This is a genomic window from Paenibacillus swuensis, from assembly GCF_001644605.1.
Classification (GTDB): Bacteria; Bacillota; Bacilli; order Paenibacillales; family DY6; genus Paenibacillus_N; species Paenibacillus_N swuensis.
On record NZ_CP011388.1, the window covers coordinates 3,654,389 to 3,677,800 of the forward strand.

Sequence of the window (23,412 nt, forward strand, 5' to 3'; positions counted from 1 at the left end):
TTGGGCACGGGAAGGGAGTGTTCACGTGAGGCCAAGAAAGATTCCTCTGCGCAAATGTGTCGCATGTCAAGAAATGATGCCGAAGAAGGAATTAATTCGTGTCGTTCGTACGCCCGACGAACAGATCATGATTGATCTCACCGGAAAGAAGTCGGGACGAGGCGCGTATCTGTGCGGTAAAGTGTCCTGTTTCAAGCTCGCAAAGAAAAGTAAAGCGCTCGACCGGGCGTTGAAACAATCGGTGAGCGCCGATATCTATGACACCCTGGAGCAAGACTTTATCCGTGTCGAAGATGAATTCATAGCCCATAAAGAAGCGGTGACAGACGATGAAGGTGAATCCTAAAATATTAAATCAGCTCGGACTTGCCATGCGTGCTGGAAAGTTGCTTTCAGGGGAAGAGAATGTCCTGAAGGCGGTTCGGGCCGGGCAAGCCCGGCTGGTGTTTGTTGCCAGCGACGCGTCAGAGAACGCGAAGAAAAAGTACAGGGATAAGTGCAATACTTATCATGTACGGCTCACGGAGGCTCTTGGGAGAGCGCAAATGGGTGAAAGCATCGGCAAGGATGAGCGCGTCGTGCTTGCTGTTACCGATAAGGGCTTTGTGAATATGATGTTGAAATGCTTAGAAGAACCAGCGGAGGTGGAGAATATTGAGTAAACAAGATAAAGATAATAAAGATAAACTGAGAGTTTACGAATATGCTAAATCTTTAAATATGAGCAGTAAAGAAATTATTACGATTCTTAAAAGATTAGATCTTCCTGTTAATAACCATATGAGTGTTATGGAAAATGATTCAGTATCGCGTGTGGAAGGCTTCTTCCGCGACATCAAGGCCAATGCCGCCGCGAAGCGGGCGACAGAAACTTCGTCCAAGTCTTCACAACAGGCCCCGAGTAAAACTGCGGATAAATCGGTAGCATCATCGCCGTCACAACCGAAGCAAGAGGATCAACCAAAGACTACCATTTCTTCCGCTTCAAGAGACGTAAGCTCACCTGCAACAGGTGCAAGCTCAGGTTCAGGAAATTCAACGCAGGACCGCAACAACGACAGAAACCAAGGTGAACGTCGATCACAACCAACAGAAAGACAGGGACATATGAACTCAACAAGATCCAACGACCGCAACAGCAGCGGAAATTATAACCAGAACCGGACCGGAACAAGCGGTACGGGAACAAGCACTAATCGCACAGGACAAAGTACTACGGGTACGGGAAGTCAAAGCGGCGGTCAACGCACATACAGCGGCCAAAGCAGTACTGGCGGGGCTCGTACTTATTCGGGACAAGGAAGCCAAGGCGGCCAGGGCTCACGTACATCTTCCGGCACAAGCAGCCAAAGCGGCGGACGCACTTACTCCGGCCAAGGAAGTCAAGGCGGAGGTCAACGAACTTCTTCGACTGGCCAAGGCGGACAAGGTGCGGGACGTTCATATTCCGGTCAAGGCAGCCAGGGTGGTCAAGGCCAAGGCGGTGGTAACCGTTTCGGCAATAGCTCAGGCTCCGGCGCACCAAGGTCATCCCAACCGGCAAGACCTGCCTTTGGTTCTTCACCGGCACCAGCCTCGGGCGGGTTAAACCAAAAGCAACCGAACCGCAAATCAACGAAACCGACAGGCAAACGTTTTGAAGACGGCAAGCCGGGCGGATTCGGAGGCGGTAATCGGAACAACGGATTTAACCGCAACAATAAGGGCAAAGGCAGACACCAATCCAACAATCAAGAAAAGCGTGAAAAGATTGACAACACACCTAAGAAAATTATCGTTCGCGGTAATATGACGGTGGGTGAAATGGCCAAATCACTGCATAAGGACGCTTCTGAAGTTATTAAGAAGTTGATGTCCCTTGGTACGATGGCTACCATTAACCAAGAGCTTGATCTGGATGCCATTCAGTTGCTTGCAGGCGATTTCGGCGTAGAAGTTGAGATCAAGATTGCGGTTGAAGAAGATCGCTTCGAGAATTTCGAAGAAAGCGATGAAGCGGAAGATCTGATGGATCGTCCTCCGGTTGTTACAATCATGGGTCACGTCGATCATGGTAAAACGACGTTGCTTGACGCCATTCGTGAAACGAATGTAACAGGCGGCGAAGCCGGCGGTATCACTCAGCATATCGGCGCTTACCAAGTTGAAGTTCATGGAAAGAAAATCACTTTCCTTGATACCCCGGGCCATGAAGCGTTTACCTCCATGCGTGCACGCGGAGCTCAAGTTACCGACATTACCATACTTGTTGTTGCTGCCGATGACGGTGTTATGCCTCAAACCGTGGAAGCTATTAATCATGCTAAAGCGGCTAAAGTGCCGATTATTGTTGCCATTAACAAAATCGACAAAGAGGGAGCGAATCCCGACCGCATTAAACAAGACTTAACCGAGTATGAGTTGGTACCGGAAGAGTGGGGCGGCGATACGATCTTCGTTGAAGTATCCGCGAAGCAACGTCTAAACCTGGAAGGCTTGCTGGAAACAATCCTTCTGATTGCAGAAGTGAATGAATATAAAGCAAATCCAAATAAACGCGCAAGAGGTACTGTAATTGAGGCGGAGTTGGATAAAGGGCGCGGCGCTGTAGCTCGTGTATTAATTCAGCACGGCACATTGAAAGTCGGAGATGCCTTTATCGCAGGCGTTTACTTCGGACGTGTAAGAACGATGGTAAATGACAAAGGCCGCAGATTAAAAGAAGCAGGTCCTTCAACACCTATTGAAATTACCGGTCTGACCGATGTTCCGCTTGCAGGTGATCCCTTCATCGTGTTTGAAGACGAGCGTAAAGCCCGTGACATCGCTGAGAAGCGCGCAGTAAGCTTGCGTCAATCCGAGATGACTGCGAACACTCGTGTGACGTTGGAAGATATGTACCAACATATTAAAGACGGCGAGCTGAAGGAATTGAACGTTATCATCAAAGCGGACGTTCACGGTTCTTCCGAAGCGATGAAGAGCTCATTGCAGAAAATTGAAGTGGAAGGAGCGCGCGTTCGCATCCTTCATTCCGGCGTAGGTGCAATTACCGAATCAGATATTACTTTGGCCGCAGCTTCGAACGCGATCATCATTGGTTTCAATGTTCGTCCGGAAACAGCTACGAAAGCAACGGCGGATCAAGAGAAAGTGGATATCCGTTTGCATAACGTAATATATAACGCGATTGAAGAGATTGAAGCGGCAATGAAAGGCTTGCTGGATCCGATCTTTAAAGAAACGATTATCGGTCATGCCGAAGTTCGTAACATCTTTAAGATCGGTAAAGTGGGTACTATTGCTGGATGTATGGTTACCGATGGTAAAATTACACGCGCTTCCCAAACCAGGGTTCTTCGCGGAGGAACCGTTGTATTTACCGGCAAGATTGATACGTTGAAACGTTTCAAGGATGATGCCAAAGAAGTAGCTCAAGGCTACGAGTGTGGTATAACCGTAGAGAAGTTCAACGATATTAAAGAAGGAGACATCATCGAAGCCTTCATTATGGAGACTGTTGAAAGATAAGAGGTGACGTTAGATGGCTAAAGTACGTGTTGGTCGCGCGGGAGAACAGATTAAGAAAGAGCTGAGTCTCATCATCCAAACGGAACTAAAGGATCCGAGAATCGGATTTATTACCGTTACCGGTGTGGAAGTTACGAACGACTTGTCGCAAGCGAAAGTATACATCAGTGTGCTGGGCAGCGACGAACAAAAGACGGAATCTCTAAAGGCGCTGGATAAGGCCAAGGGTTTCCTGCGAACGGAGCTGGGACGTAAGATCCAGCTTCGTCACGTGCCTGACCTGATCTTCAAGTTCGACAGCTCCATCGAATACGGTAGCCGGATCGAGAAGTTGTTGGAGAAAATCAGTGACGAGGATGAATCATGAGCACCCTCCCTATTGCGGGGAGCACTTATGATAAACAATTGTCAGCTGCAAAGACATTCATAACGGAACGGGATCACTTTCTGGTTGTTGCACACCTTCACCCGGACGGAGATGCCGCAGGCTCCACCGTCGCTGTAGGGTTGTTGCTTGAACAATTAGGTAAGACGTATGTCATGGTCAATGAAGGCAGTATTCCTCGGAAGCTTGCCTTCTTACCAAATGCGGACGATGTTGTTAATTACGAAGAGGTTGGATTACAACGTAAATATAATTCTGTAATCTGTATTGACTGCGCGGATGATTCCCGAATCGGAGATGTGAGAGATGCATTTACGGAGGATGCCCAGATCTTGAATATCGATCATCATCCTACAAACGATGGCTTTGGGTCGGTTTCCTTAATCCGAACAGATGCCGCGGCGACCGTAGAAATACTTTATGATCTGTTCCAAGCGTTTGAATTGACCTGGAACCAGCCGTTGGCTACTGCGATTTATACGGGATTATTAACCGACACGGGCGGTTTTCGTTATTCCAACACAACGCCTCATGTCATGGCGATTGCGGCTGAAATGTTGCGTCTGGGTGTGGATGGGCATGAGTTGGCAAACAACCTATTGGAGAAATCTTCGTTCGCTCATATTCTTTTGCTTAAGAAAGCCTTGTCGACGTTAACCTTCTCAGACAATAACCGTCTGGCATGGGTCATGGTAACGGCAGCCGACATGGCTGAGACCGGGGCGACGAACGAAGACTTTGAAGGGATTGTCAACTATCCCAGGAACATCGACGGTGTTGAAGTAGGCTTACTGTTTAAAGAAACGGCAGCGGACACTTACAAAGTCGGTTTCCGGTCGGCCGGCAAAGTGGACGTGGCTCAACTGGCCAAAAGCTTTGGAGGCGGCGGACATGTAAGAGCAGCCGGCTGCACCTTAAACGGAACGCTGGATGACGTCGTCACTCAAGTGACTGAACGTGTAAGGAGTGCATTGCAATGAATATCGACGGGGTATTGCCGGTTATGAAACCTGCCGGTTACACTTCACATGATGTCGTTGCTAAGACACGGCGTATTTTGCGCATGAAACGGATTGGGCACACTGGAACCCTGGACCCTCAGGTGACCGGTGTGCTTCCGTTATGTCTTGGCAAGGCGACCAAACTGGTTGAATATATCCAGGAACTGCCTAAAGAATATGAAGCGGTTCTTCGAATCGGGGTAGCAACAGATACGGAGGATGCCACAGGCGAGATTCTGGAAACAGCCGAACACATAGAATTGACCTCGGAGGTCGTGGAGAGAACAATTCAGTCTTTTGTGGGAAGTATTTCTCAAGTTCCTCCGATGTATTCTGCCATAAAAGTCGGGGGGAAGCGTTTGTACGAATTGGCAAGGGAAGGTCAAGTCGTTGAACGCAAAGCCCGCGAGGTTACGATTTATTCCATTGAGATCATAAATCTTGATCTGGACAAACCGTTTCCTGAAGTCCGGTTCAGGGCTTTATGTTCCAAAGGAACCTATATTCGCACATTATGTGTGGATATCGGGAGGTCCCTCGGGTACCCCGCGACAATGGCAGAACTCATTCGGACTTCAACAGGAAATATCACAATGGACCAAAGTTATACGTTGGAAGAAATCGAAGCAGCTCAGGTTGCGGGCACCCTTCAACAGTTGTTGATTCCTATGGAGGAAGCCGTTGCTCATATGATTCGTGCGGATATCAAACCGCATAAATTGCTTCAAGCGCTTCAAGGTCAAAAACTTCAAACGAACGATGTTAGCCCCTTTAAGGCGAGAGAGGGTGACATCTTGGCCGCCTTCACCGATGCAGGTAAGCTTGCAGGATTTTATCGATATGAAGAAACCGAAGGACGTCTTGTTCCCGTAAAGATTTTCTCAGAACAAGATTGATTTGATACCAAGTTAGGTGTGATTGTTGTGGATATCATTCATTTGGCGTTTCCCTTCGATTTGGAGACGCAAGGCAGGAAACAAGTGCTTGCCATCGGCGACTTCGATGGCGTTCATCTGGGGCATCAGGACGTAATCTCTAAAGCGGTAAAGGCGGGCAACGAAGCAGGTGTGCCGGTTTCAGTTATGTCGTTCCATCCTCACCCCCGCGAAGTCCTTGGGCAGCCCAAATACGCGAGTTATATAACACCGCTTGAGGAAAAGATGCGTATTTTTGAAAGCCTCGGTGTCGACTATGCTTACGTGGTTAACTTTACTGAGGCGTTTGCCCAGGTAACCCCGGAACAATTTATCGACAAGATGCTGATCCCTATGAATCTTCACAGCATTATTGTCGGCTTCGACTTCGCGTTTGGTCATCGTGGCGCGGGAACCGTATCGATGTTGCGTGAAAGATGTGAACCCGGGATTCAGGTGGAGACGGTGGCCCCTTTCTTGTATAAGGAGCTGAAAGTCAGCTCGACTCGTGTCAGAGAAGCTTTAGACGGAGGACTCGTTCAAGAGACCGCTGATTTACTCGGGCGACCGTACGCCGTTTCCGGAACGGTCAATGGCGGTGACAAACGGGGGAGAACCCTGGGGTTTCCAACTGCGAATTTACAACTGGAACTTCCTTTCGTGGTTCCCGCCAGAGGTGTATACGCCGTAAGAGCTTACCTCGGAGATGAAGTTTTGGGCGGTGTAATGAATATTGGTGTAAAGCCGACCTTTACGAACAATACGGTACCCTCGCTTGAAGTTCATTTGTTTGATTTCGACAGAGAGATTTATGGTGAGACATTGCGAGTGGATTTCCTGGCTTTCATTCGCTCTGAGCGTAAATTTAATTCGGTGCAGGAAATTATAGAACAGATTCATAAAGATGCGGCTGAGGCTAAATCATTTTACTTTTAACGATGAATTATGGTATACTGTAATCCGTTGCCGTCATATGCAGATGATACACAGTTCGGCGGCATTAACCGTAGCATGGATGTCCGTGCACTCCGACGACTTTCTGGGCTATCGGCGATTATACTAAATTTATAGGAGGTGCCCCACATGGCATTAACACAAGAACGCAAGACTCAACTTATTCAGGAGCACAAAACTCACGAGTCCGACACAGGATCCCCTGAGGTGCAAGTTGCAATCCTTACGGAGAACATCGTAAACCTGACGGACCACCTGCGCACACACAAGAAAGATCACCATTCCCGTCGCGGTTTGTTGAAGATGGTTGGACAACGCCGTAAGTTGTTGGCTTACCTGAAGAACAAGAACGTTAGCCGTTACAGTACGCTAATCGCTAAACTTGGATTGCGTAGATAATATACGTAACCTAATGAAAGCAACCCATACTGCCGAAAGTCCGGGCATCCTTGCCCGGCGGGCAGTCCGGTTGCTTTTTATAATGTTCATGAACGTATGCCTACATATTTGACCCAAGAGCTTCATGTTTTGTGAAAAAGAAGGAAATACTGATCAGTATGCAGAATTAGTGTGAGTTGATAAGGAGGGATCTTATGGAAATCAGTACAATAGAAATGGATCTTGGCGGACGCAAGCTGGTTCTGGAGACCGGCAGATTGGCCAAGCAAGCAAACGCGGCAGTTAAAGTAAGCTACGGAGATACAGTGGTGCTATGTACGGTTACAGCTTCTTCCGAACCTAAGGATCTCGATTTCTTCCCGCTTACCGTTAACTATGAAGAGAGATTGTATGCGGTTGGTAAAATTCCCGGCGGATTTATTAAACGCGAGGGACGCCCGAGTGAGAAAGCGATTCTTTCTAGCCGCCTGACGGATCGTCCGATTCGTCCTTTATTTCCAGAAGGCTTCCGTTATGATGTGCAAGTCTTGAATATGGTTATGAGTGTGGACCAGAACTGTACGCCGGAAATCGCGGCAATGATCGGCACCTCGGCTGCGCTCAGCATTTCGGATGTTCCTTTCAGCGGACCGATTGGCGGAGTCATCGTTGGTCGGATCGACGGACAATTCATTATTAACCCGACGACAGAACAAGAAGAACAAAGTGATGTTTTCTGTGTTGTTTCGGGTACTAAAGACGCGATTATGATGGTAGAGGCCGAAGGTAATGAAATTCCGGAAGATGTGATGCTGGAAGCGATCATGTTCGGTCATGAAGAAATCAAGAACATCTGCGCGAAGATCGAGCAGTTTACACAGTTGGCCGGCAAGCCGAAGATGGCTGTAAAGCTGCATGAAGTGAACTCGGCTGTTAGTGAAGAAGTTCGAGCGTTCGCCAAAGACCGTTTAGTTGAAGCCGTGCGCATTGAAGAAAAGCATGCTCGCGCCGACGCGATTGCGGTCATCAAGCAAGACGCTGCCGAGCATTTCACTGAACTCTATGCTGAGACGCCTTCCTTAATGAAAGATGTACATGAAGTTTTGTATGATATTGTTAAAGAGGAAGTCCGCCGTCTCATTACTCATGATAAAGTGCGTCCGGATGGCCGTGGTCTAAGCGAGATTCGTCCGATTGATTGCGATGTGAAGCTATTGCCGCGCACGCATGGCTCCGGATTGTTTACACGCGGACAAACGCAAGCGTTAAGCATTTGTACCCTTGGCGCATTAGGCGATGTTCAAATTCTGGACGGGATCTCCCCGGAAGAAACCAAGCGCTTTATGCATCATTACAATTTCCCTCCGTTCTCCGTCGGGGAAGCGAGACCTTTACGCGCACCGGGTCGCCGTGAAATCGGTCATGGCGCTTTGGGCGAACGCGCATTGTCCAAGGTTATTCCGTCCGAGACCGAATTCCCTTATACCATTCGCTTGGTTTCCGAAGTGTTGGAGTCTAACGGTTCCAGTTCCCAGGCTTCCATCTGTGCGAGCACATTGGCGATGATGGATGCAGGCGTTCCGATTAAAGCTCCTGTTGCCGGGATTGCGATGGGCTTAATTATGGACGGGGACCATTTCTCTATATTAAGCGATATCCAAGGTATGGAAGATCACTTGGGCGATATGGACTTTAAAGTAGCTGGAACTCCCAAAGGTGTTACTGCAATCCAAATGGATATTAAGATCGCCGGAATTAGCCGCGAGATCTTGAGAGAAGCTTTGGAGCAAGCTAAAGAAGGTCGTATGCACATTTTAGGCAAAATGACAGAGATCATTAGCGAGCCGAACAAAGCGCTGTCCCAATATGCGCCGAAGATTCTTACCATGCAAATCAATCCGGACAAAATTCGTGATGTCATTGGCGCAGGCGGTAAAATCATCAACAAAATTATTGAAGAAACCGGCGTGAAAATTGACATCGAGCAAGACGGACGTGTCTTCATCGCTTCTACAAATCAGGAAATGAACGACAAAGCCAGAAGTATCATTGAAGGCATTGTGAAAGAAGTCGTTGTCGGCGAAATTTACTTGGGTACCGTTAAACGTGTTGAGAAATTCGGTGCGTTTGTTGAAATTCTACCGGGTAAAGAAGGTTTGGTTCATATTTCCCAGCTTTCGACTGAACGTGTAGCCAAGACGGAGGATATCGTGAAGATCGGAGATCAAATTACGGTGAAAGTAACGGAGATTGACCAACAAGGCCGTGTAAATTTGTCCCGTAAAGCAACGATGACTCAACCAACCGAAGTGCAGGCACAATCCTAGTTTAAACCTTTTTATTACAATGAAGAGAGCCAGAGTCTATTCTGTCTCTTTTTTTGTTGCAAAGATTCTGATCTGCATAAACCTTCAAGGCTTGTCATACACATAGGACAAAATCCCATAATGCCAATGCGGCAATAAGGAGTGTCTTATGGACGGCAAAAAAATCGGGGTAACCTTTGCTACGGCATTCCTTGCTTACGCCATACTGAGTATGCCGGGACCTGTTGGACAATACGCTGAGCTTGTTAAATCCCGTAAGGGAGATGCTGTGAACGCATCCTTGTTTACAGCAGATCCGGCAGCAGATCCTTTAATGGTACGTATTCAAGCTGAAGCGGCAAAGCGCGCCGAGAAACCCGTAAACGCCAGAGTGGATCCGGTCTGGAAGGCGATTCCCGCATATAACGGGGTGCAGGTAGATATCCATCAAACTTATCGAATTAACAAAGAAAAGAGCAACCACGAGGAACTGCAACTCGTCTATCGAGAAATACCTGCGGCTGTACAATTGGAACACCTTCCTCCGAATCCGGTGTACAAAGGCAATCCGCGGAAGCCGATGGTCTCATTAATGATTAATGTAGCTTGGGGCGATGAATATATCCCTTCTATGTTAAAATCATTAGAGGACGCCAATGTAAAAGCAACTTTCTTTCTGGATGGGAGTTGGTTGAAATCGCATGAAGAGACGGCACGCACGATCATGGCAGCGGGGCATGAACTGTCTAATCACGCGTATTCCCACAAAGACATGAGCAAGATCAGCAATGCACTGGCCAACTTGGAAATATCCAAAACGGAAGTTTTGCTGAAGAAGCTAGGGATCCAAAATAAGTTGTTCGCGCCGCCTTCAGGTGATTTCGATGAGGAAACGGTTCGAATCGCATACTCAATGAAGCTCCAGACGATTCTGTGGACACTGGATACGGTCGATTGGCAGAAGCCCAGTCCGGAATCCGTCATTCATAAAATAACTACGCGAGTGGAAGCGGGGAGCATGATTCTTATGCATCCCACGGAAGCTTCAAGTAAAGCACTGCCGGCTATGATTAAAGGGATTAAAGGCAAGGGCTACGTACTTGGAACCGTCAGCGAGTTACTTTCGCCGCAAAGGGTGCCTAAAGTTGAGCAGTCGTTCGCTTTTTGATAAAATCAGAAGATAAGCATTTATAGGAGGATCCGTATTGATTAAACACAAGTTAAATAACGGTTTACGAATTGTCATGGAACAGATCCCCTCCTTCAGATCCGTAACCTTTGGAATTTGGGTGAAGACCGGATCACGTAACGAAATTGGATCCGATAACGGTATATCGCATTTTATAGAACATATGTTATTCAAGGGTACGGAACGCTACACCGCACAGGATATCGCTGAAGTGTTTGATGGTATCGGCGGTAACGTCAACGCTTTTACATCAAAGGAATATACCTGTTATTACGCTAAAGTACTGGATCAACATCTGCCGCTGGCGGTGGATGTGTTATCGGATATGTTCTTCCATTCTCAGTTTGACGGGGAAGAGTTGGAGAAAGAGAAGAATGTCATCCTCGAGGAAATCGCCATGTATGAGGACACACCGGACGATATGGTGCATGATCTGATTACGAAGGCTTCCTATGGAGATCACCCGCTGGCAGCTCCGATTCTGGGGACGGAATCGCTGCTTCAGGCGATGCAATCAGACGATCTCCGCAAATACTTGAAAGAGAATTATCATCTGGGCAATACGGTTATTTCCATCGCGGGCAATATTGAAGAAGGAGCCGTCTTGCGGCTGATGGAAGAGAAATTCGGACATTTCGATATTCAGGGAACCGAATCCGTCCTTGAACTGCCGACGTTCCAAGGCAACTTGTTATATCATGAAAAAGCAACAGAGCAGAACCATATCTGCTTATCATTCCCGGGATGTTCCCTTTCAGATCCCCGAATTTACGGTATGATCTTGTTAAACAACACCATTGGCGGCGGGATGAGTTCAAGACTATTCCAGGAAATTAGAGAGAAGCGCGGACTTGCCTATTCCGTCTATTCCTATCACAGTTCTCATATCGACAGCGGGCTGTTCACGCTGTATGCAGGCACCGCTCCAAAGCAGACAGCAGAAGTGCTTAAAATCACAATGGAAGTCATGCAGGATATCGCAAGGAATGGTATTACAGATAACGAGCTTCAGAAAGGCAAGGAACAGCTTAAAGGAAGTTTGATCCTGAGCCTCGAAAGTACAAGTAGCCGCATGAACCGTCTTGGCAAGAATGAGTTAATGCTAGGCAGACATTATACACTGGATCAAATTATAGAGCGTATCGACGCGGTTTCAATGGATGATCTTCGTTCGCTGTACGGAACGATCTTCGGCAATCCGTTTGCCATGGCCATGGTGGGGCAATCGGATCAAGTAATATCTAATTTCAGGAGGGATCAGCTTGTCCTTTAATGTTCATATTCACAAGCTTCCCGGGAATGAAGACATCTCGTTACCTCAGCAAATGTCAGAGTTGGCAGCCGGCTTTGACATATACGCGGCAGTTACGGAACCGACCGAACTTAAACCCGGGGAACGGGCGTTAATACCGGCTGGATTCGCCATGGCTATGCCGGATACATTGGAAGCGCAGATTCGTCCGAGAAGCGGACTCGCATATAAACATGGAATTACTGCTTTGAACTCACCGGGTACGATCGATGCGGATTATCGCGGTGAAGTGAAGGTTCTTCTGATTAATCACGGAAAGGAAACGTTCAGGATTGTTCGTAATGAGCGTATCGCTCAAATGGTGTTTCAGCAAGTTCCGCGAATTACGCTTGAAGAAGTTGGGCAATTGCCTGAAACCGTACGCGGTACAGGAGGATTTGGCCATACAGGGCAAGTTTAATTAGTTTATATCGAATTTAACACCTTTTTTCAGAGGAGTATACCTCTAGAAAAAAGGTGTTTTTTTCATTTTTATGGCCTATAGGAAACAATGCACCTCGATCTGGGCGCATGCATAGTATATCGTATGGAACGGTAAGGAAGGAGAGGTGCCTGTTGTTAACCGGAATACATGTGGTTTGCGTGGGCGGGGATGCCAGAATGCTTGAAGTCATTAAACAGCTCTCCGAAATGGATGCAATCGTAACTCTGATCGGATTCGACAATTTGCAAAGTCAGTTCAGCGGAGTTGGCCGCGCCAATTGGACAGAGGATGCGCTTAAAGGGGCTCATGCTGTAATCTTGCCTGTTGTAGGTACCGATGACGCGGGAAAAATTAGTGCTGTATTTTCCACGGAGGAATTATTTTGGACGGATGAACATGCGAAGCAAGTGCCTGAAGGGGCTGCGGTATACACAGGAATGGCAAAGCCCTTTCTCAAAAACTCTTGTTTGAAACATCAAATTCGTCTAGTCGAGATTCTGGAGCGGGATGATGTTGCCATCTACAATTCCATACCAACAGCCGAGGGTGCTGTGATGATGGCTATTCAACATACGGATATTATGATTCACGGGTCCAATTGTATCGTCCTCGGATTGGGTCGAACCGGGTTTACACTGGCCAGAACATTGCAAGGACTTCGCGCTAAAGTGAAAGTGGGAGTAAGGCGGGAAGCGGATTACGCGCGTGCCACCGAGATGGGATTTCAACCTTTCTACACTAGGAATTTGTTAGATCACGTGACGGATGTTGACTTGCTTTTTAATACGATACCGACTATGATAATCACAGCGCAAATCATTGCCAAACTCCCGTATAATGCGGTTATCATCGACTTGGCCTCGGCCCCCGGCGGAACGGATTTCCGGTTCGCGGAACGGCGCGGTGTCAAGGCTTTGCTCGCACCCGGTTTACCGGGCATCGTCGCACCCAAGTCGGCCGGTCGCATCCTAGCGAACTGCTTAAGCCAGTTAATTCTGGAAGACTCACATCAACGGGGGAATGTGTAATGGTTTGGCATGGAAAGACTGTGGGTTATGCCCTTTCGGGCTCGCACTGCACCTTTGCGGAGGTTATGCCGCAGATTAAGAGATTCATAGACGCAGGAGCTTCCGTTGTACCCATCGTATCCCAGACGATTCTGACGACTGATACCCGGTTTGGTTCATCGGAAAGTTGGCAGAAACAGTTGAAAGATATAACAGGGAATGATATCATTTCTACAATTGTCGATGCGGAGCCGCTGGGGCCTTCGAAGCTGTTAGATGTAATGGTTATTGCGCCTTGCACAGGTAATACAACCAGCAAACTGGCTAATGCTATGACCGACGGTCCTGTACTGATGGCGGCCAAAGCGCAATTGCGCAACCAACGTCCGCTGGTGCTCGCTATTTCTACCAATGATGGTCTGGGCTTTAATGCCGCGAATATTGCTAAACTTTTGGTGGCGAAGAATGTATATTTTGTCCCTTATGGACAGGATGCTCCCATTCAGAAACCAAACTCCTTAGTAGCGCGCATGCAGCTCATTATGGAAACCTGTGAAGCTGCACTGGCTGGCAAGCAATTACAACCTTTAATTGTTGAGAGATTTAATGACTAATCACATATAGCATGCTCCATACCCGATTACGGGGTCCCCGAAAAGTCAGGCGGCAGAAACAAGCCTCCAGGCGTTCCTTTTTGGGGTTTTTACATATATATTATCTTAAAGGGGAGAACGAACTTATGATGAGTCAGAAGTTGTTTAACGTTGCCGTTGTTGGAGCCACAGGCGCTGTGGGGGAGCAAATCCTTAAATTATTGGAAGCGCGTAACTTTCCGATTGCCACATTGAAACTATTATCTTCCGCAAGATCCGCAGGAACGAAGATCCTTTTCAAGGGTGAAGAATACACGGTTGAAGAGGCCGCACCGACGAGCTTTGAAGGGATAGATATCGCTTTGTTTAGCGCGGGCGGGGATGTAAGTAAAGCTTTGGCGCCACATGCCGTTGCAAGCGGAGCCGTATGTATTGATAACACGAATGCTTTTCGGATGGATCCGGAAACACCATTAGTTGTACCCGAAGTTAATATTGACAAAATTAGTGAACATAAAGGAATTATCGCCAACCCGAACTGCTCGACGATTCAGATGGTTGCCGCTTTGAAGCCTCTTTATGATCGCTTTGGCATTTCCCGCATTCTGGTGTCTACCTATCAGGCTGTATCAGGGGCAGGAGCGCGCGCGGTCGATGAACTCATGAGACAAACCAAGGAAATCGTGAACGGTAATGAAGTGAAACCTGACATTTTGCCCGTATCTTCCTTACCTGTTAAACATCAAATCGCCTTTAATGCCATCCCGCAAATCGATAAATTCCAGGATAACGGTTACACTTTGGAAGAGATGAAGATGATTCGGGAAACCAAGAAGATTATGGGGGACGAATCTCTGGAGATCAGCACAACCTGTGTAAGAATTCCCGTGCTTTACGGTCATTCCGAGTCCGTCTACGTGGAGTTTAAAGAGGATTATGATTTGCAGGAAGTAAAGGAATTGTTGGCTTCTGCTCCCGGTGTAGTGTTACAGGATGATCCAGCCGAGCAACTATACCCTCTTGCTTCCGATGCTGCAGGGCAGCTTGAAGTGTTTGTAGGCAGGGTTCGCCGGGATTTGACGCATCCTAGAGGACTCAACTTATGGATCGTTTCCGATAATTTGCTTAAAGGAGCAGCATGGAACGCGGTTCAGATCGCCGAATACATTGCTATTGAGAATAAATAATAAATCTCTCATTGAAAGATTCATTCTTCAGGCAGTCACCAAGGCAAAGGCACATCAGGTATGGAGGAAATGAAATGCGTGTGTTAGTACAGAAGTTCGGCGGGACGTCACTGTCCACACCTGAAGCCAGAGAGCATGCCATCGGTCACATCCGGGATGCGCTGGAACAAGGTTTTAAATTAGTTGTCGTAGTTTCCGCCATGGGACGTAAAGGGGAATCCTACGCGACGGATACACTCCTGGATTGGATTCGCGCCAACGGAAACCAGTTGCCGGTGCGCGAGAAGGATATGCTTCTTGCCTGCGGTGAAATTATATCGGCAACAACCGTATGCAGTTTGCTGAATGAACGCGGTATAGCTTCTATTGCTCTGACCGGAGCGCAAGCGGGAATTCTCACGAATGCGCAGTATGGCAACGCGCAAATTCTGTCCATAGATCCAGTGCGGATCACGGAACAGCTTGCTGAAGATAAAGTTGTCATCGTTGCAGGTTTTCAAGGGTCCACCGAAGACGGAGACTTTACAACCCTGGGACGGGGCGGCAGCGATACATCGGCCACAGCATTGGGTGCGGCGCTGAAAGCGGAAATGGTGGATATCTTTACGGATGTGAACGGAATACTGACAGCGGACCCGCGTGTAGTGGAAGATGCGAAACCGCTTGATGTCGTCAGCTATGCTGAGATTTGCAATATGGCTTACAACGGAGCTAAAGTAATCCATCCAAGGGCTGTAGAGATTGCCATGCAAGCTCAAGTACCGATTAGGGTTAGATCTACATTTTCTAAGGATGAAGGTACGTTGGTTACCTCCCAAGACATTCTTAAACACAGTGAGAAAATCCAAGATCGGTTTGTCACCGGTATCGCACACGTTTCGAACGTAACTCAAATCCAAGTGAAATCTCAAGGAAACCACCGAGATCTGCAACTGAATGTATTTAAAGCGATGGCTGAACATCAGATCAGTGTAGATTTCATTAACGTGAATCCGCTTGGTGTGGTTTATACTGTGTTTGATTACGATGCTGAGCAAGCAATACGAGTGTTAAGAGGGATGGACTATGAACCCGCTTACCTCGAGAATTGCGCGAAAGTATCGGTCATTGGCGGCGGCATGAACGGTGTTCCTGGAATTATGGCCCGCATTGTGGAGGCTCTTACCCACGAAGATATCCAAATCCTTCAGTCGGCCGATTCCAATACTACGATATGGGTGCTTGTGACGAATTCGGATATGGTCAAAGCGATACGCGCTTTGCATACGAAATTTAACTTGCATAAGTAAGGTTGAGCGATTTCAAATTTTCAAGGAGGTTATGTCCGTGGATTTCGGAAGATTAATTACCGCAATGGTTACGCCATTTGATACCGACCTGCAAATTCAATGGTCAGAAGTGGGCCGTTTAATAGACTATCTGATCGATGAACAGAAGAATGATTCCATTATCATAAGCGGGACAACAGGAGAATCCCCGACATTGTCGGAAGAGGAGAAGCTCCAGTTATTTGAATATGCAGTCAAGCATGCGAATGGTCGCGCCAAAATTATTGCAGGTACCGGCAGCAATGATACCGCTCACACGATTTCGTTAACGCAGAAAGCCGAGAAATCGGGCGTAGACGGGATTCTGTTGGTTATGCCTTATTATAACCGCCCTAGCCAAGAGGGATTGTATCAACACTGTAAAGCGGTCGCTGAATCAACGAAATTGCCTATTATGTTGTATAATGTTCCAACACGGGCTGGTGTTAACCTTCTTCCAGAAACTACGGCTAGACTGTCTTTATTGCCAAATGTGCACTCCACGAAAGAAGCCATCTCCGATATGGAGCAAATCACGAAGTTATTCACACTTGTTGATGATGATTTCATTGTATATTGCGGAGACGACAGTCAGACACTGCCTATGTTGGCTTTGGGGGCTTATGGAGTCGTCAGTGTTGCCAGTCATGTTGTTGGCAACTCTATTAAAGAGATGATTCATGAGCATCTACAGGGAAATCACGGTGAAGCCGCGAAGATTCATCGCAAGCTCTTTCCTGTGTTCAAAGGCATTTTTACGTTTCCAAGTCCGGCCCCGATCAAGGAGGCGCTTCGTCTGCACGGTATGGAAACAGGTGGAGTAAGGCTTCCTTTACTGAATGCTACGGAGGATGAAGCTAAATTTATTAAAAGTTTGTTTTAAAAGAGCCTGCCATGTTTTAACTATATAGGGATATCATCAGCCGATGTCCGCCGGGTCGAAAGACCCGGGCGGCATCGGTTTTATTTTTTTGGGAAACAATAGTGCTACTTTGACTGACTTGTGTTTTGGGTTTTCAATCATGTATAATGGGGTCAAGTGACTTGGGTACGGTACATTTTGGTATGAATATTTTTATAATTAGGACGTTTTGAATACGTTTAGGAGGTTAAGATTCACTTGTCAAAGAAGAACAACATTGATAAACTATCCATTTTCGCACTAGGCGGCGTAGGCGAAATTGGCAAGAACATGTATTGCATTCAATATGCAAACGATATCGTAGTCGTAGACGCTGGCTTGAAGTTCCCCGAGGAGGACATGCTGGGTGTCGACATTGTCATTCCCGATATTTCTTACTTAACAGAGAACAAGGATAAGGTAAGAGCCATTATCATTACCCACGGACATGAAGATCATATCGGCGGATTGCCATATGTTCTCAAGTTTTTGAACGTGCCGTTGTATGCTACAAAGCTGACACTTGGACTCATTGAAAGTAAGCTGAAGGAAGCTAACTTACTGGGTGAAACGAAGCGGATTCTGATTAATGCCGATTCCGAACTTCAACTGGGTGTCATTCGCGCCACATTCTTCAAGACGAACCACAGTATTCCGGATTCCGTCGGTGTTGCTCTGGATACGCCAGAGGGCGTAGTCGTGCACACGGGTGACTTTAAATTCGATCAAACGCCGGTTAATAATCAGTTCGCTGATATGCACCGTATGGCGGAAATCGGAAGTAAAGGAGTACTTGCACTTTTATCTGACAGTACCAATGCGGAACGTCCTGGTTTTACACCTTCCGAGCGAAGTGTCGGAGAAGAATTGGAAGAAATTTTCCGTAAGTCCAAGCAACGGGTTGTAGTAGCCACGTTCGCTTCCAACGTACATCGTGTACAGCAGGTTATTGACGCTGCGATCGCGACTAACCGTAAGATGACTGTTATCGGTCGCAGTATGGTAAACGTGGTCAACATTGCTAGCGAATTGGGTTATCTTAACATTCCGGACGGCATGTTAATCGAGCCTGAAGAAGTGAACAAGATGTCAGCCGATCGTGTGGTTATCCTTTCCACAGGCAGCCAAGGTGAGCCGATGTCCGCGCTTACACGTATGGCGCGTTCCACGCATCGTAAGATTGATATTTTGCCTGGCGACACCGTCATTATTGCAGCTACTCCGATTCCAGGTAACGAGAAGTATGTAGGTCGTACAGTGGACGAGCTGATGCGTCTGGGTGCCAACGTGATTTACGGACCAGGTTCCGTATCTGGCGTTCACGTATCCGGTCACGGCAGCCAGGAAGAGCTGAAGCTTATGCTTACCTTGATGCAGCCGAAGTACTTCATTCCGATTCACGGTGAGTACAGAATGCTTAGACATCATGGCATGCTTGCTGAATCGATCGGTGTTGAGAAGGAAAATATTTTCCTTGTTGATAATGGAGATATCGTTGAAATTCAGAACGGTTCCGCACGGAAGTCTGGCAAGGTTCAAGCTGGTAATGTGTTGATTGACGGTCTGGGTGTTGGCGATGTCGGTAATATTGTTTTGCGTGACCGGAAGCTGCTCTCCCAAGATGGAATCTTAGTAGTGGTAGTCACGCTTAGCAAGCAAGAAGGCAATATTTTGTCAGGTCCTGATATCATTTCTCGCGGGTTCGTATATGTTCGTGAATCCGAAGGATTGTTGGATGAGGCCAACAAGATTGTTACGAACACATTAAATCGCTTGATGAGCGACAATGTAAATGAGTGGGCTTCACTCAAGACACACGTTAAGGAAGCGCTTGGTCGATTCCTATATGAGCAAACTCGCAGAAGACCTATGATTTTGCCTATCATTATGGAAGTTTAAATATACCCTCTCCGTCACTTACGATAACCTTCCCGGCTTCGGCCGGGGAGGTTTTTTGGCTATTTTTTTGGCTAAATCGGAAGGATCAATGGGACAAGTCGCATATTTTTACAGAATTGTTCCATACTATGGGTCATTAGACACTAGGAGGAAATGAAGCCACTATGCCTCGTAATTATTATGATAACAACCGCCGAACGAATGCATTGCCTGGGGTGACTCCCAACACAAATCCGGGAAGTCCTAACCCCACGCCGGGTACGCCTCCGGGTATGCCTCCCATTCAACCGCCAATGCAGCCGACACCTGCTTACAGGACGGAGCAACAGCCGGCCGAAGAACGCAGAGGCAATCCAGTTCTGGAGACCATTCAACAACTAGGACAAACCACGACACCTTCAGGTGAATCCAATATTTTTTGCATGACCATTATCGGCCAAATTGAAGGGCATATTGTCCTTCCGCCGCAGAATAAAACAACAAAGTACGAGCATCTGATTCCCCAGCTTGTCGCTGCTGAACAAAGTTCGAAGGTGGAGGGCGTTTTGATTATCCTGAACACCGTAGGCGGCGATGTAGAGGCGGGTTTAGCCATCGCGGAAATGATTGCAACGCTATCCAAACCGAGTGTTACATTGGTACTTGGCGGCGGCCACAGCATCGGTGTGCCGATTGCGGTTTCTTCAAATCATTCGATCATTGCGGAAACGGCTACAATGACCATTCATCCAATTCGGATGAACGGACTGGTCATAGGCGTTCCGCAAACGTTTGAATATTTGGACAAAATGCAGGAACGTGTTGTGCGTTTCGTTACGGAACACTCTAAGGTAACCGAGGAGAAGTTTAAAGAGTTAATGTTCAAGACAGGGGAACTTACCCGTGACATCGGAACAACCGTAATTGGCAAGGATGCCGTAAAACACGGTTTAATTGATGCTGTGGGAGGCATCGGTGATGCTCTCAACAAATTAAACACTCTGATCGATGAGTACCGTCAAAGACGTTCGGAAGGAGGGGCTACGCATTGACCTATTACACGCCCATGCCTTTGGAGTTGGTTTTTGCGGGATTTCATGAGGAAATGTCGCATTATGAAGAAATTACATTTAGCGGCAGGCTGCTTCAAGTGGAGAGGCTTGACGCGATGCGCGTGCGTGTAGTTCGATTAGTCAATGCCTCGCAGCTGGATGACTATCTGAATCCCCGGTTTTCACCGGGGCAGGTCATACATTGTCTACCCTTAACACTGGAGTAATCTGAGTGGCCGTCTTCATCGAATCCCAAGGTAAACTATGGTATAATGGGGTCTCGGGGGTGTCATTTTCATTGGCTAAGAAGAAAAAGAAGAAATCGAATATAACCTCAACCTTGAAATTTGAAGTTTATGGAATTCTAATTATAACTTTATCCGTCATTTCTCTTTCAGGAGAAGCAACGGTTGGCAGAGCCTTAATGAAGTTGTTCCGGTTGGTGCTGGGCGGCTCTTATTTCGTCCTGCCCCTGATCTTTATCTACATCGGACTGTTTGTGATGTGGAACAGGTCATGGCCTAAAGGCTGGTCCCTTCGGAGGACCGGTCTGTTTGTTATTCTTTTGGCATTCACCATACATACTCACGTCGCCATGATTGATTTGAAGTTTAACCCGGCAGGGGTTTTAACAGCAGGCTCTATACTAGAGACTACACAGCGTGAATTATTCAACGGTTTAGTATCTGTACCAGCGGGGACAGGAGCGTCACCCGTCGGTAAAGATTATGGCGGAGGATATACCGGCGGTTTAGGGTATGCTTTATTGTTCTTTCTGTTCGGATACACAGGCACCAAGCTGATGATTTACACCATGTTCATCATCGGGTTTATGCTGATTACCGGCGTTTCCTATGTAGAGCTTGCGCAAGCGGCCCGCAATAAAGGCAAGAACGCAGTCGGCAGAATGGATAAGAAAATCATTCATGTGCTTAAACAATGGCAAGCTAACCGATCCTTGAATGTGGCATCCCGCAACACGGATCGTTCTGAGAACATGCCTTCCATTCACGAGGACGATGAATTCGATGAAGAGAATTACACACCGTTGAAACCCAAGAAAAGACCCTTGTTCTTTCAGCTTCTGCAGAAGGAGCCAAAGACGGGACAAGCTGACGATGCTGAAGATGATGATGACGGAGATGAATTGATCCGGCGTCCGCTTCCAGGCAATATTTCCGCTAAGTCCAAACGGGCGGTTAGTTCTCGGACTTTCGAAGATGATGATCTGGAAGAGGAATCGGAGACCCATATACCCGTTCCTGCAGTGACTTTACAAACAGCGGAAGCCCAGCCTTTTGTTCCAATTATCCGCAACTTTGAAGATCAGTTACCGATTGCTGAATTGGATGACGAAGAAACTGCATTTATCAGCAATGCATCTTCCGCGGTTACACTTCAAGCGCATGTCAACAGTTCCGATAATGGTCAGTCGGATGGGGACGAGATTAGTGATGAAATGAACGGAATGTTTGTCCCTGAACCACCGGTGAAGAAGCCATATAAATTACCTCCGTTTCATTTGTTGGCTAAGGGTTCAGCGTTCGGCAAAGGTACGGATCAGATGGATTATATGAGCACTGCAAGGAAGTTGGAAGCTACTCTTGAAAGCTTTGGCGTTCGAGCCAAAGTGCTTGAAGTGGTGAAAGGTCCTACAGTGACCCGCTATGAGATTCAGCCTGACACAGGCGTTAAGGTCAGCAGGATAGTCTCGCTTACAGATGATATCGCCTTGGCTCTGGCGGCTAAAGATATTCGAATGGAAGCGCCGATTCCGGGGAAGGCGGCCATCGGGATCGAGGTGCCGAATTCAGAGGTGTCCATTGTAACGATGCGCGAGGTGATGGAGAGCGCGGCCTTCCAAGACGCAAGCTCCAAGATGTCCATTACGCTAGGTCGGGACATTTCCGGACAACCCATTGTAGGTAACCTGGCACGCATGCCCCATCTGTTGGTGGCCGGCGCTACAGGATCAGGTAAATCGGTTTGTATCAACGGGATTATAACCAGCATTCTGTATAAGGCCAAACCAGATGAAGTGAAATTTCTTATGGTTGATCCGAAGATGGTTGAATTAAATGTATATAACGGTATTCCTCATTTGCTCGCACCAGTCGTAACCGATCCGCGCAGAGCTTCGCTGGCTTTGAAGAAAATTGTGTTGGAGATGGAGAAACGGTACGAATTGTTCTCAAAATCAGGTACCCGTAACATCGAAGGTTACAATACGATGTTAAGCAATAAAGGTAACATTGATTTATTGCCTTACATTGTCGTGATTGTGGATGAGCTAGCGGATTTGATGATGGTCGCCGCCAGCGATGTCGAGGACGCGATTTGCCGGTTGGCCCAAATGGCCCGCGCAGCCGGGATCCATCTCATCATCGCCACACAGAGACCATCCGTAGATGTAATCACAGGTGTAATCAAAGCCAATATTCCTTCCAGAATCGCTTTTGGCGTCTCGTCCAATGTGGATTCGAGGACGATACTGGATATGGCGGGAGCTGAGAAACTGCTTGGACGAGGGGATATGTTGTATTTACCTATGGGAGCCTCCAAGCCGATACGAGTTCAAGGCGCATTCTTATCCGATCCTGAAGTAGAAGCTGTTGTAAACTTTTGCCGGGATCAAGAACAAGCCGAATACAAGGAAGATTTGGTGCCGGAGGTGGAGGATGTTCCTGAGAATGGGGATCAACCGCTGGATGAGTTGTTTGATCAGGCCGTCCAAATTATACTTGAAGCGAAGCAGGCATCCGTATCTTTATTGCAACGTCGCATGAGAATCGGATATACCCGCGCCGCGCGCCTGATTGACTCCATGGAAGCCAAAGGGGTTGTCGGTCCCTATGAAGGAAGTAAACCAAGAGAAGTGCTGATTTCTCTGGAACAATATCAACATAATCGAATTAGTTAATCAAGTGAACACAGCGACTTCCCGCAAATGCGGGAGGGCGTTTTTTTTATGTCTTATTATGACAACCGCTCACCATGGTGTGAATAATCCCTTACATCCCATCTCATACTAAACCTAATCCACAAGGAGTTCCCAGAAAAGGAAGGTTGAAGCATGATGCAAAGGAAACGAATCATTTGGATTGCTGTTGCCGC

General features: G+C 47.4%; 21 protein-coding genes. All 21 read left to right on the top strand.

What is annotated here, in order from left to right; genetic code table 11:
- The first annotated feature begins 25 nt into the window (after window positions 1–25).
- The 21 genes from rnpM (at window position 26) to SY83_RS16320 (ending at window position 23,218) form a co-directional block, all read left to right on the top strand.
- On the top strand, window positions 26–346 hold the full coding sequence (gene rnpM / locus SY83_RS16220; RefSeq protein ID WP_068608406.1) for an RNase P modulator RnpM: 321 nt from the start codon (window positions 26–28) through the stop codon (window positions 344–346).
- Complete coding sequence (locus SY83_RS16225; RefSeq protein WP_068608408.1) at window positions 330–662, top strand: L7Ae/L30e/S12e/Gadd45 family ribosomal protein; 333 nt, start codon at window positions 330–332, stop codon at window positions 660–662. Before rnpM ends, SY83_RS16225 begins: the two co-directional genes overlap by 17 nt.
- Window positions 655–3,510, top strand: coding sequence for a translation initiation factor IF-2 (infB, locus tag SY83_RS16230; protein ID WP_068608410.1), 2,856 nt, complete (start codon window positions 655–657; stop codon window positions 3,508–3,510). Before SY83_RS16225 ends, infB begins: the two co-directional genes overlap by 8 nt.
- A 13-nt stretch (window positions 3,511–3,523) precedes the next feature.
- Window positions 3,524–3,877 (top strand): 30S ribosome-binding factor RbfA, encoded by a 354-nt coding sequence (rbfA, locus tag SY83_RS16235; RefSeq protein ID WP_068608412.1) that lies wholly within the window; start codon window positions 3,524–3,526, stop codon window positions 3,875–3,877.
- On the top strand, window positions 3,874–4,875 hold the full coding sequence (locus tag SY83_RS16240; protein WP_068608413.1) for a DHH family phosphoesterase: 1,002 nt from the start codon (window positions 3,874–3,876) through the stop codon (window positions 4,873–4,875). The genes rbfA and SY83_RS16240 overlap by 4 nt, the downstream gene beginning before the upstream one ends.
- A complete protein-coding gene (truB, locus tag SY83_RS16245) occupies window positions 4,872–5,792 on the top strand; it encodes a tRNA pseudouridine(55) synthase TruB (RefSeq protein ID WP_068608415.1) in 921 nt (306 codons plus the stop codon). The genes SY83_RS16240 and truB overlap by 4 nt, the downstream gene beginning before the upstream one ends.
- Before the next feature lie 27 nt (window positions 5,793–5,819).
- Window positions 5,820–6,746: a bifunctional riboflavin kinase/FAD synthetase gene (locus tag SY83_RS16250; protein ID WP_082882576.1), complete on the top strand. Its 927-nt coding sequence runs from the start codon at window positions 5,820–5,822 to the stop codon at window positions 6,744–6,746.
- A 147-nt stretch (window positions 6,747–6,893) separates the two neighbouring features.
- Window positions 6,894–7,163, top strand: coding sequence for a 30S ribosomal protein S15 (gene rpsO, locus SY83_RS16255; RefSeq protein WP_068608419.1), 270 nt, complete (start codon window positions 6,894–6,896; stop codon window positions 7,161–7,163).
- Between the two features lie 194 nt (window positions 7,164–7,357).
- Entirely contained in the window at window positions 7,358–9,469 is a 2,112-nt protein-coding gene (pnp, locus tag SY83_RS16260) for a polyribonucleotide nucleotidyltransferase (protein ID WP_068608421.1), read from the top strand.
- A gap of 148 nt (window positions 9,470–9,617) precedes the next feature.
- Window positions 9,618–10,616, top strand: a complete 999-nt coding sequence (locus tag SY83_RS16265; protein ID WP_068608422.1) for a polysaccharide deacetylase family protein — start codon at window positions 9,618–9,620, stop codon at window positions 10,614–10,616.
- Between the two features lie 37 nt (window positions 10,617–10,653).
- Entirely contained in the window at window positions 10,654–11,910 is a 1,257-nt protein-coding gene (locus SY83_RS16270) for a M16 family metallopeptidase (protein ID WP_068608425.1), read from the top strand.
- A 52-nt stretch (window positions 11,911–11,962) separates the two neighbouring features.
- Window positions 11,963–12,349 carry a dUTP diphosphatase gene (dut, locus tag SY83_RS16275; RefSeq protein ID WP_231891463.1) on the top strand — a complete coding sequence of 129 codons (387 nt, stop codon included), beginning with the start codon at window positions 11,963–11,965 and terminating at the stop codon, window positions 12,347–12,349.
- Between the two features lie 155 nt (window positions 12,350–12,504).
- Window positions 12,505–13,401, top strand: coding sequence for a dipicolinate synthase subunit DpsA (gene dpsA / locus SY83_RS16280; protein ID WP_068608429.1), 897 nt, complete (start codon window positions 12,505–12,507; stop codon window positions 13,399–13,401).
- Window positions 13,401–13,994 carry a dipicolinate synthase subunit B gene (locus tag SY83_RS16285; protein ID WP_068608431.1) on the top strand — a complete coding sequence of 198 codons (594 nt, stop codon included), beginning with the start codon at window positions 13,401–13,403 and terminating at the stop codon, window positions 13,992–13,994. Before dpsA ends, SY83_RS16285 begins: the two co-directional genes overlap by 1 nt.
- A gap of 128 nt (window positions 13,995–14,122) precedes the next feature.
- Window positions 14,123–15,160 carry an aspartate-semialdehyde dehydrogenase gene (locus tag SY83_RS16290; protein ID WP_082882769.1) on the top strand — a complete coding sequence of 346 codons (1,038 nt, stop codon included), beginning with the start codon at window positions 14,123–14,125 and terminating at the stop codon, window positions 15,158–15,160.
- 74 nt (window positions 15,161–15,234) lie between these two features.
- Entirely contained in the window at window positions 15,235–16,449 is a 1,215-nt protein-coding gene (gene dapG, locus SY83_RS16295; RefSeq protein WP_068608434.1) for an aspartate kinase, read from the top strand.
- Window positions 16,450–16,486: 37 nt separating this feature from the next.
- A complete protein-coding gene (gene dapA, locus SY83_RS16300; protein WP_068608436.1) occupies window positions 16,487–17,350 on the top strand; it encodes a 4-hydroxy-tetrahydrodipicolinate synthase in 864 nt (287 codons plus the stop codon).
- Between the two features lie 237 nt (window positions 17,351–17,587).
- Window positions 17,588–19,267: a ribonuclease J gene (locus SY83_RS16305; protein ID WP_068608438.1), complete on the top strand. Its 1,680-nt coding sequence runs from the start codon at window positions 17,588–17,590 to the stop codon at window positions 19,265–19,267.
- A 272-nt stretch (window positions 19,268–19,539) separates the two neighbouring features.
- Window positions 19,540–20,298, top strand: a complete 759-nt coding sequence (locus tag SY83_RS16310; RefSeq protein WP_407944632.1) for a ClpP family protease — start codon at window positions 19,540–19,542, stop codon at window positions 20,296–20,298.
- Window positions 20,295–20,525, top strand: coding sequence for a YlzJ-like family protein (locus SY83_RS16315; RefSeq protein WP_068608440.1), 231 nt, complete (start codon window positions 20,295–20,297; stop codon window positions 20,523–20,525). Before SY83_RS16310 ends, SY83_RS16315 begins: the two co-directional genes overlap by 4 nt.
- Window positions 20,526–20,596: 71 nt before the next feature.
- Window positions 20,597–23,218 (top strand): FtsK/SpoIIIE family DNA translocase, encoded by a 2,622-nt coding sequence (locus SY83_RS16320; protein ID WP_068611148.1) that lies wholly within the window; start codon window positions 20,597–20,599, stop codon window positions 23,216–23,218.
- Window positions 23,219–23,412 lie beyond the last annotated feature (194 nt).

What these genes read in the sequence shown, in the direction of transcription:
- SY83_RS16310 (WP_407944632.1), top strand. Translation starts at nt 19,540, where the DNA reads ATGCCTCCCATTCAACCGCCAATGCAGCCGACACCTGCTTACAGGACG.
- SY83_RS16290 (WP_082882769.1), top strand. Translation starts at nt 14,123, where the DNA reads ATGAGTCAGAAGTTGTTTAACGTTGCCGTTGTTGGAGCCACAGGCGCT.
- dut (WP_231891463.1), top strand. Translation starts at nt 11,963, where the DNA reads ATGTCAGAGTTGGCAGCCGGCTTTGACATATACGCGGCAGTTACGGAA.
- pnp (WP_068608421.1), top strand. Translation starts at nt 7,358, where the DNA reads ATGGAAATCAGTACAATAGAAATGGATCTTGGCGGACGCAAGCTGGTT.
- rpsO (WP_068608419.1), top strand. Translation starts at nt 6,894, where the DNA reads ATGGCATTAACACAAGAACGCAAGACTCAACTTATTCAGGAGCACAAA.
- SY83_RS16285 (WP_068608431.1), top strand. Translation starts at nt 13,401, where the DNA reads ATGGTTTGGCATGGAAAGACTGTGGGTTATGCCCTTTCGGGCTCGCAC.
- SY83_RS16265 (WP_068608422.1), top strand. Translation starts at nt 9,618, where the DNA reads ATGGACGGCAAAAAAATCGGGGTAACCTTTGCTACGGCATTCCTTGCT.
- rbfA (WP_068608412.1), top strand. Translation starts at nt 3,524, where the DNA reads ATGGCTAAAGTACGTGTTGGTCGCGCGGGAGAACAGATTAAGAAAGAG.
- dapG (WP_068608434.1), top strand. Translation starts at nt 15,235, where the DNA reads ATGCGTGTGTTAGTACAGAAGTTCGGCGGGACGTCACTGTCCACACCT.
- SY83_RS16240 (WP_068608413.1), top strand. Translation starts at nt 3,874, where the DNA reads ATGAGCACCCTCCCTATTGCGGGGAGCACTTATGATAAACAATTGTCA.
- SY83_RS16225 (WP_068608408.1), top strand. Translation starts at nt 330, where the DNA reads ATGAAGGTGAATCCTAAAATATTAAATCAGCTCGGACTTGCCATGCGT.
- truB (WP_068608415.1), top strand. Translation starts at nt 4,872, where the DNA reads ATGAATATCGACGGGGTATTGCCGGTTATGAAACCTGCCGGTTACACT.